The following is a 9,316-nucleotide window of genomic DNA, read 5'->3' as shown; positions in this document are numbered from 1 at the left end:
GCACCACGGCCGGCCACCGCGGCCGTCACCACCGCAGCCGCCCCGCCTGCGCGAAGCATGCCCTCAAGCACCGACCACCGAGGAGTACCACTCATGCTGTCCGCATCCGTCACCATCGACCCGGCGTTCGTCGTCGGACCGGTGCGCCCCCGTACGTTCGGCTCGTTCGTCGAGCACCTGGGCCGCAGCGTCTACACGGGACTGCACGAGCCCGGCCACCCGACGGCGGACGCCGACGGGTTCCGGGGCGACGTCGTCGAGCTCACGCGGGAGCTGGGCGTCTCGACGGTGCGCTACCCCGGCGGCAACTTCGTCTCGGGCTACCGCTGGGAGGACGGGATCGGGCCGGTCGAGCAGCGCCCCCGCCGCCTGGACCTCGCCTGGCACTCGACCGACCCCAACCTCGTGGGCGTCGACGAGTTCATGCGCTGGTGCGCCCGCACCGGCGTCGAGCCGATGATGGCCGTCAACCTCGGGACGCGCGGCGTCCAGGAGGCTCTGGACCTGCTGGAGTACTGCAACGTGCCCGGCGGTACCACCTGGAGCGACCTGCGCCGGGCGAACGGGGCCGAGGACCCGTACCGGATCAAGATGTGGTGCCTGGGCAACGAGATGGACGGCCCGTGGCAGATCGGCCACAAGACGGCGCAGGAGTACGGGCGCCTCGCGGCCGAGACCGCGCGGGCCATGCGCATGGTCGACCCGGACCTGGAGCTCGTGGCGTGCGGCTCGTCGGGCTCACAGATGCCCACCTTCGGCGAGTGGGAGCACACGGTGCTCACCGAGGCGTACGAGCACGTCGACCACATCTCGGCGCACGCGTACTACTGGGAGGAGGACGGCGACCTCGCCTCCTTCCTGGCCTCCGCGGTGAACATGGACCACTTCGTCGACTCCGTCGCCGCCACCGCCGACGCCGTGCGCGCGGCGGGCAAGCACACCAAGCACATCCACGTCTCGTTCGACGAGTGGAACGTCTGGTACCAGAAGCGCGCGGAGTCGCGCCCGCCGTCGGGCGACGACTGGCCCGTGGCCCCGGTGCTGCTGGAGGACCGCTACAACGTGGCCGACGCCGTCGTGGTCGGCAACCTGCTCATCTCGCTGCTGCGGCACACGGACCGCGTGCACGCCGCGTCCCTGGCCCAGCTCGTCAACGTCATCGCGCCGATCATGACCGAGCCGGGCGGCCGCTCCTGGCGGCAGACGACGTTCCACCCCTTCGCCCTGACCGCACGGCACGCCGCCGGCGAGGTGCTGCGTCTGGCGGTGGACGCCCCGGTGCAGGAGACGGCGAAGTTCGGCCCGGTGCCGGTGCTCGACGCGGTCGCCACGCATGACACCGAGACGGGCGGCGTCGTCGTGCTCGCGGTGAACCGGTCGCTCACCGACGACGTGGCGCTCGACGTGGACCTGCGCGGCTTCCCGGGGCTCCGGGTAGTGGAGGCGCTCACGCTGGCCAACCCCGACCACACGTGGTCCGCGACGGCCGACGACGCCACCTCGGTGCTGCCGCGCGCGAACACCACGGCCAAGGTCGCCGACGACCGCGCGCACGTCGACCTGCCGCCCGTCTCCTGGTCGATGGTCCGGCTCGAACGGGCCTGACCCCGAGCGCGCCGACGACGCGTCCCCTCGCCGCGCTCACGCCGGCGAGAGGACGCGCCGTCCGCCCCGGGCCTTAGCGCTGGAGCGTGAGCAGCCCCGGCCGGTACGGGAGCAGGCCGTAGTCCCCGCCGGAGCTGGGCGACCGGCCCTGGTACAAGAGCTGCAGGTTGCACGGGTCGACCGTCATGGTCTGGTCCGCCGTGGTCCGGAGCAGCTCACCGTGGCTGATGTCGTTGGTCCAGGTGGCACCGCTGTTGGCCTTGCCGGCGAACGGGTTGCTCTCCGTCGCCGCCTGCGGGGTCCACGACCCGGAGAGGCTGTTCGCCGTGAACGAGCGGAAGTACCGCCCGTTGGCGCCGATCGCCTCGACGATCATCAGGTACTTGTTCTGGTCCTGGAGCTTGTAGACCTGGACGGCCTCGAACAGGTTGTTCGTGGTGTCGCTCATGATGGTCTCGTAGGAGCTGCCGAAGCTGCCCGGGAAGCTGCCGATGGGCATGCTCGCCCGGTAGATCTTCCCGTTGTCCCCGGCGAAGAACAGGTACATGTTCGTGCCGTCGCCGATGAGCGCCTGGTCGATGGGCCCGGTGCCGGAGCCGGAGATCGATCCGGTGAACAGCGGGCTGGCGGCAGACCAGCCGTTCGGGTTCGTGGGGTCGCTGGAGGTCCGGTACATGAACGGTGCGGGACCCCACTGGTAGGCCAGCACCCAGAGGTTCCGCGGCGCGAAGTAGAAGAGCGTCGGGGCCACCGTCGCGGACGACATCGTGTTCTGCGTGGCTCCGGCCATGCCCGACCAGCCGCTGAAGAGGCTGAAGTTCATCGAGCCCCAGGACGTGCCCGTATCGTGCGTCGTCGCATAGACGAGCTGCTGACCGTTGTAGGGCGCGACCGTGAAGTCCTTGAGCGAGACCCAGCCGGACTTCGGCGTGGCCAGCACCCCGGTGGAGGACCAGCGGTACGTCGACGGCAGGTCGCAGGCCGACGCCGCGTTGCTCACGAGCGAGGCGTCGTCGAGGTAGAGACCGTCGGTGCCCGCGGCCGTCTCCACGTAGAACGTGGCGGACGACAGCGTCCCGGACCAGGACACCGTCGCCGTGCCGGTCAGCTGCGTCCAGCCCGAGGAGCTGACCGCGCCCTGGGCGAGGTTGACGTAGCTCGTCGTACCGCCCGCGGTCACGGCCAGCGTGACCCGGCCGGTCGGCGTCCCGCTCTGGGAGCGCACCCACACGCTCGCCGTGTAGCTGGTGTTGTTGGTGAGTGCGGAGGTCACGGTCTGGGCCGGGCCGTTCCACGCCGCGGTGCGACCGGTCCGCAGGAGCGACCGGGTTCCGCCGTGGACCGGGCTCGTGCTGGACGTCACCGACCCGGCGCCGAAGGCCGACCAGCCGGTGGTGCCGTTCTCCAGGTCCCCGTTCGTGAGCAGGTTGCTGCTCGCGGCGGCTGCCGGTGCCACCTCTGCGGGCGCTGCCACGGCCGGGACCAGCACCAGGGCCGCGGCCAGCCCGAGCACGAGACTTGCGATGGACTTCCTCATCCTTCGCTCCTTTGCCTGTCGGGGCGCGGCCGCCGTCGGCCGCGCCTGGGCATTACGCGCCACCACCTGCACGGGCCAGGACATGTGAGCGCTAACACCGTTGTTGCACGCAAGCCCATGAGTGGTGACAGATTTATCGATACAGTAGCGCGCACCTCATGCCACATACAAGGCGTTTGCGACAAACAGCTTCGGCAGAATCGGTTCTTGTCGCACCCCTTATTTAACGTTAAAGTCCAGCCTGACCGGATCGCACTCGTGCAAGGGAGCACGCAGATGGTCCGTGAGTCGACACAGCGGTGTGCCGGCCCTCGTGTTCGAGGTCAACGAGTCCGAACGAGAGGAAAGTCGATGGCGATGGAATCTCAGGCAAGGCCCGCCCACCCGATCCGGCGAGGACGACGAGCGCTCGCGGCCGCGGCCGCGAGCGCGGTGGTGACGGGGGCGGTGCTCGTCGCGCCGCACGCCGCCGCGCAAGCGGTGAGTGCCGACCCGTGGGTGAGCGAGGTCCCGGGCAACCCGATCTCGGACGTCTACCGCTTCACGGTGCCCCGTGCCGCGGTGACCGAGGCGACCGGCCTCGGGAGCGGCCCCGTCGCGGTGCAGGGGAACTTCGGTCCGGGCAAGGCGTGGACCGACCTCAACATGGGAACCAGCGGGTCGGACCTGACCGCCACGCTCGGCCCCCTCGAGCCCGGCCTGTACTACTACCAGTACGCGGCGCGCCCGGCCGCGGACCAGGACGCGGTCGCCTTCCGCAACCCCGCCGTACCCCAGGAGGTGACGTCGAAGCCCGCCTACAGCACCATGTTCGTGCCCGGACCGGGCGCGGAGTGGCTCGACGACGTGACCGACGGTGGCGAGCTCGAGACGATCGAGTACGGCAAGGGTCCGAAGCACACGAAGGAAGCGCTCGTGTGGACGCCCCCGGGCTACGACGCGGACCGCGCGGAGAAGTACCCGGTGCTGTACCTGCTGCAGGACGAGGGGCAGAGCTACCGCGAGTGGGTGGAGCTGGGCCGGCTCGGCCAGATCATGGACAACCTCACGCTCGACGGCGACGCCGAGCCGATGGTGGTCGTCATGGGCGACGCCGCGGCACCGGGCCCCGCCGGCGTGACGAAGGAGCTGCTGCCCGCCGTCGAACGGGCCTTCAACGTCTCCCACAAGGGGTCGGGCCGCGCTGTCGCCGGAATCGGCGGCGGTGGCGAGCTGGCCCTGGACGCCGTGGTCGCCAAGCCGCGGGACTTCGCCAACGTCGGCTCGTTCTCGGGCGGTTACGACAAGCCGATCCCGCGCGGCAAGGCCAAGCAGATCAACGACTCGACCGACGTCGTCCGCCTGTACGCGGGCAACGTCACCGACCCCGCGTACGACGACACGGTCGCGCTGGCGGACCGGCTGACGCAGGCGGGCGTGGAGTTCCAGCCCGACGGGTCGGACCCTGAGACGGGCGGCACCTGGGACACCTGGCAGAAGAACCTGCACGACTTCGCCGGGCGCATCTTCCAGGAGGTCGACGACGAGGGCCCGAGCGAGGGCCACCTGCCGTTCGTGCAGCACGAGCTGCCGGCGGCGGGCACGACCCCGACGCCGTGGGTCGACGAGAACGGCGTCGTCACCTTCGAGCTCGGCCCCGAGCTCGCCGACGCGAACAACATCACCGTCTGGGGCAACTTCGGTCCGGCCGGAAGCTGGCCGCGCACCCACATGGTCCAGCAGGACGACGGTTCGTGGCGGCTCTCGCTGGCCGTCGAGGGCGGGTCCTACTACTACAAGTTCGTGGTCGACGGCGTCGACCGCAAGGACGCCGGCAACCCCACGAAGGTGCTCTCGGAGCCGACGTGGAGCACCTTCACCGCCGACGGCGACACGATCCGGGGCCGGTACACCGCCGAGGTGCCGCCCGAGGCGCGGGGTGACGTCAGCGTCATGAGCTACGCCAGCACCGCGGGCGGTGGCACACAGCGCTCGGCGTACGTGTGGACGCCCCCGGACTACGACGCGGACCGCGCCGAGGAGTACCCGGTCTTCTACCTGCAGCACGGCGGCGGGCAGACGTGGACCGACTGGGTCGAGGTGGGCTACGTCCAGCGCATCCTGGACAACCACTACCTGCGGGGCGACATCGTGCCGATGGTGGTCGTCATGGCCAACGGGAACGGCGTCGACTTCCCCACGGAGATCACGACGCGCATCGTGCCGGCCGCCGAGGAGCAGTTCAACATCAGCTCCCAGGGTGACCAGCGCGCTCTGGCGGGTCTTTCCATGGGCTCGGGCCACACGCTCAGCACGCTCTGGGCGCACCCCGGCGAGTTCGGCTACATCGGCGCCATGTCGGCGTTCGGCGCGCCCCCGGCAAACGCGGACGTGGAGGCCATCAACGAGGGCACGAAGCTGCTGCGCGTCTACTCGGGTGACACGCAGGACTTCACCTACGGTGCGACGTTGCAGCTGATCGACGCCATGGAGAGCCGTGGGGTGAACCACGAGTTCGCGCCCATCGTCCCGGGCCCGCACAGCTGGGACGTCTGGCAGAAGTCGCTGATCGACTTCCTCCCCCGGCTGTTCACGGAGGACGCGGGCGCCTGACGTCGCCCTGACGCGGTGCGGTCGGCGGGTCCACCCCACCGGCCGCACCGTCAGTCAAGGTGCCGCAGGTCCGGCCACAGGGCGTCCCAGCCGCCTGCCGGGCCGCGGCACTCCAGGATCGACACACCCTGCTCCTCGTTGTCGACGCCCACGCCGTTGTCGAGCCGCCCCCGGACCATGCACTCCGCGAACCGCTGGTCCCACGCCCCGGGGGCCTCGGTGAGGACCAGGGCGACGGTCGAGGACGCCGGGGGCGGCCCGTACTCCCACAGCTCGTTGTGCCCCGAGTACACGGCGGGCAGGCCGAGGTCGGGGCCGTACCGGTCCACGGCGCCGGCCTCGCCGTAGTTCTGCGTCAGGACGACCGCCCGGTCGCGGTCCTCCGCGGGGAGCGCGGCGTACACGTCGGCGACCTGACCCACGTACTCGGGCCACCCCACGGCGTCCTGCGCCGCGGAGTTGATGTCCGCGACCGGCGTGCTGCCCAGCACCGCCACCGGCACCAGCGGCAGGCTGATGACCAGGCAGACCGCCGCGTTCACCGCCACTGTCACGACGACCGTCCGCCGCCAGGTGGTCCCGGCCCAGTCCACGACGGGCACGCAGCCCGCGGCGAACAGCACCGAGAGCAGCCCCGTCGCGTAGTACGTCTGGGACCCGGCCAGGTAGGTGAACGCGAGCAGCGCCGGGTAGGCGACCACCAGGAAGCGCAGCAGGGGCCGACGGCGCCACAACCACGCCAGCCCGACGAGCCAGACCAGCGCCAGCGGCGGGCCGAGCGTGAGCAGCTGGAACAGCCACATCTCGCTGCGCACGTCGGCGGCGTTGTGCTCGCCCAGCGCCGCGCCCATCGCGAGCTGCGGCCAGCCGTTCGTGGCCTGGTAGACCAGGTTCGGCAGGCCCACGAGGAGTGCGACGGCGGCTCCCGCCCACGGCCACGGTGTCGCGAGCGGCCACCGGTCCGGGGCGGCCGACCGGCGCAGCATCCGCCACGGCCAGCCGACGACCAGTCCCAGCAGGATCGCGCCGAGCAGCGCCACCACCAGCAGCTTGTTGTACAGCGCGATGCCCGTGATCAGCCCGGCGGCCAGCCACCAGCGCGGGTCGCGCTGCACCGCACGGATCACGCAGAGCAGGACCGCGGGCCACATGAGCAGGTCCAGGCTCGACGTGAGCAGCGTGTGCCCGAAGGCAACCGGGATCGCCGCCGTCGCGTAACCCCAGGCGGCCAGCGCCTGCGCTCCCCCGCGCCCGCCGAGCTCACGCGCGACGAGCGCGATCACGACGATCGCGGCCAGGTGGGCGAAGGTCGCCGGGATGCGCATCACCAGCAGCGTGTCGCCGAACAGGTCGGCGAAGGTCCGCGCCAGCCACGGCGTCAGGGGCGGCTGGTCGACGTATCCCCACCCCGGCTCCAGCATGCGGAAGTACAGCTCGTCCCGGTGGTACCCGTACCGGGTGCTCGTCGCGGTCAGCAGCACACCGAGCACCAGCACCGCCGCACCGACGGGCGCCCACGCGACGGCGGGGCGCGTCTGGCCTCGTCCCGGGCCTCGTCGCGATTCGGGTGGTGCGGACGCGTCCGCCATGGACCGGAGCGTATCGACGATGCACGGCGGCGCGCCAGCATCCGCCCTTGACACCACATCGGCCGACGGCCATCCTACTTTTGCATGACTAGCGGCATAAGTCAGATAGTCGTCGCTATCAACTGACAGAGTCGTCAATCGGAGCATCCATGCAGATCTCGCCCCATTCGTCCCGCGCGCGCCGCCTCGCCACGGCCCTGACGGGCGGCGCGCTCCTCGCGGGCACGCTCGCCGGAGCCCCGGCCGTCGCCGCTCCCTCCACCCCGACAGCCTCCGCACCGACCACCTCGGCCGCCGAATCCTGCGGACCGGACGCCGGGCTCCCCGACTCCAAGATCTCCATCCAGCTCTACACCCACGTCGGTGAGCTCGGGTCCGGGACGCCGTCGCCCGAGACGATCGACCGCGTGCTCGGCGAGGTGGCCAACGCCGGGTTCACGAACGTCGAGCCGTTCAGCCAGCCGTACTCGATGCCCGTCGAGGACTACCAGGAGATCCTCGACCGGCACGGCCTCGAGGTGTCCTCCAGCCACGGCAGCACGGACTGGGACACGTGGCCCGCCACGGTCGCCTATGCCGTCGCGCTGGGCCAGGACTACATCGGGACCGGCGGGATGGCGGGCAGCTACGGCACCTACGAGGAGGCCGTCGCGACCGCGGAGTACGTGAACCGGCTCGGCGAGTACGCGCACGAGAACGGCGCGAACAAGATCGTGCTGCACAACCACCAGAGCGAGTTCACCACGCGGTACCCCCACCCGGAGACGGGCGAGATGGTCAGCGCCTGGCAGGTCATCGAGGAGAACACCGACCCGCGCTACGTCACGTTCCAGCTCGACGTCGGCTGGGCCGCCGACGCCGGCATCGACGTCCCGGCGTGGATCGAGGAGTACGGGGACCGCATCGAGCTGCTCCACGTCAAGGACGCCGTGAACGTGAACGCCGACGGCGACATGCGGCAGGTCGCCCTCGGCAGCGGCGAGCTCGACCTCCCGGCGATCATCGCCGCGTCCGAGCCGTACGTGCAGTACTACACCTACGAGTGGGACGACGCGCCGTCGTTCGAGACCTCCGCGGAGTCCTACCGGTACCTGCGCTGCTACCTGGCCGACGACGGGGGCGAGCAGTGCGACCCCGACGACGGCCAGTCGCTGGCACTGGGCCGGCCGGTGACGACGTCCAGCATCGACGACCCGGCGCGCACCGGTGAGATGGCGGTGGACGGCAACGCGGGCACCCGGTGGGGCAGCGGGTGGAGCGAGCCGGAGTGGATCGCGGTGGACCTCGGCGCGAGCTACGACCTCAGCCGAGTCGTGATCGACTGGGAGACCGCGTACGCGTCGGGGTACGAGATCCAGACCTCGCCGGACGGCGAGACCTGGGCCACGGTGCACACCGTCACCGACGGCGACGGCCTCTTCGACGACCTCGACCTGACGGGCACGGGCCGGCACGTGCGCCTCCTGGCGACCGAGCGCGCGACGCAGTGGGGCTTCTCCCTCTACGAGCTCGAGGTCTACGGCACGCCGACGGGCACGCAGCCGGCGCCGGCGCCCGAGGCGCGGAGCGCCGGCTACTGGACGTCGGAGTACCGGCAGGTCAGGAACCCGGACCACACGGCCGACGAGCTGCTGTGCCTCCTGTCTGCCACCCGCGCGCAGAGCGACGTGTTCGCCGAGGTGGTCGACCTGGGCACCCTGGACGACGCCGTGCAGGTGCTGTGGGCGCGCCACCACGACGAGCGGGTCGACGCGTTCGACCGGCAGCTGCTCACCACCTGGCTCAACGTCGCGACCGGATCGGTCGCCCTGGAGGACCGGGCCCCCCGGTACGGCACGGTCGGCGACCTGCTCGCCGCCGCCGAGGCCGCGCGCCTCGACGAGGGCACGAAGTGGTCGGAGCTCCGGAAGTACCAGGCGGCGCTTGCGCTGGTGAACGCCCGGCACTGATCAAGTACGTCCCCATGGTGGGGGCCGGGAGCCTCAGCTCCCGG

General features: G+C 71.1%; 5 protein-coding genes. 3 read left to right on the top strand and 2 right to left on the bottom strand.

Annotated elements, in window-relative coordinates; genetic code table 11:
* Positions 1–93 precede the first annotated feature (93 nt).
* Complete coding sequence (locus tag ACFU5G_RS27035; RefSeq protein ID WP_377251692.1) at positions 94–1,605, top strand: alpha-N-arabinofuranosidase; 1,512 nt, start codon at positions 94–96, stop codon at positions 1,603–1,605.
* Between the two features lie 73 nt (positions 1,606–1,678).
* On the opposite strand, the gene ACFU5G_RS27030 is transcribed toward ACFU5G_RS27035, so the two are convergent.
* Positions 1,679–3,142, bottom strand: coding sequence for a non-reducing end alpha-L-arabinofuranosidase family hydrolase (locus ACFU5G_RS27030; RefSeq protein WP_377251690.1), 1,464 nt, complete (start codon positions 3,140–3,142; stop codon positions 1,679–1,681).
* Between the two features lie 351 nt (positions 3,143–3,493).
* Between ACFU5G_RS27030 and ACFU5G_RS27025 the strand changes: the two genes are divergently transcribed.
* Positions 3,494–5,734 (top strand): alpha/beta hydrolase-fold protein, encoded by a 2,241-nt coding sequence (locus ACFU5G_RS27025; RefSeq protein WP_377251688.1) that lies wholly within the window; start codon positions 3,494–3,496, stop codon positions 5,732–5,734.
* Between the two features lie 50 nt (positions 5,735–5,784).
* Here the strand turns inward: ACFU5G_RS27025 and ACFU5G_RS27020 are convergent, their stop codons facing one another.
* Complete coding sequence (locus tag ACFU5G_RS27020; RefSeq protein WP_377251686.1) at positions 5,785–7,323, bottom strand: glycosyltransferase family 39 protein; 1,539 nt, start codon at positions 7,321–7,323, stop codon at positions 5,785–5,787.
* Positions 7,324–7,472: 149 nt separating this feature from the next.
* Between ACFU5G_RS27020 and ACFU5G_RS27015 the strand changes: the two genes are divergently transcribed.
* Positions 7,473–9,272: a discoidin domain-containing protein gene (locus ACFU5G_RS27015; protein ID WP_377251684.1), complete on the top strand. Its 1,800-nt coding sequence runs from the start codon at positions 7,473–7,475 to the stop codon at positions 9,270–9,272.
* Positions 9,273–9,316: the final 44 nt, after the last annotated feature.

Source organism: Promicromonospora sp. NPDC057488 (assembly GCF_042802395.1).
Lineage (GTDB): Bacteria > Actinomycetota > Actinomycetes > Actinomycetales > Cellulomonadaceae > Promicromonospora.
This window is presented reverse-complemented; position numbering and strand designations above follow the sequence as displayed.

Coding starts and splice junctions, on each gene's coding strand:
- ACFU5G_RS27035 (WP_377251692.1), top strand. CDS start 94: ATGCTGTCCGCATCCGTCACCATCGACCCGGCGTTCGTCGTCGGACCG.
- ACFU5G_RS27030 (WP_377251690.1), bottom strand. CDS start 3,142: ATGAGGAAGTCCATCGCAAGTCTCGTGCTCGGGCTGGCCGCGGCCCTG.
- ACFU5G_RS27025 (WP_377251688.1), top strand. CDS start 3,494: ATGGCGATGGAATCTCAGGCAAGGCCCGCCCACCCGATCCGGCGAGGA.
- ACFU5G_RS27020 (WP_377251686.1), bottom strand. CDS start 7,323: ATGGCGGACGCGTCCGCACCACCCGAATCGCGACGAGGCCCGGGACGA.
- ACFU5G_RS27015 (WP_377251684.1), top strand. CDS start 7,473: ATGCAGATCTCGCCCCATTCGTCCCGCGCGCGCCGCCTCGCCACGGCC.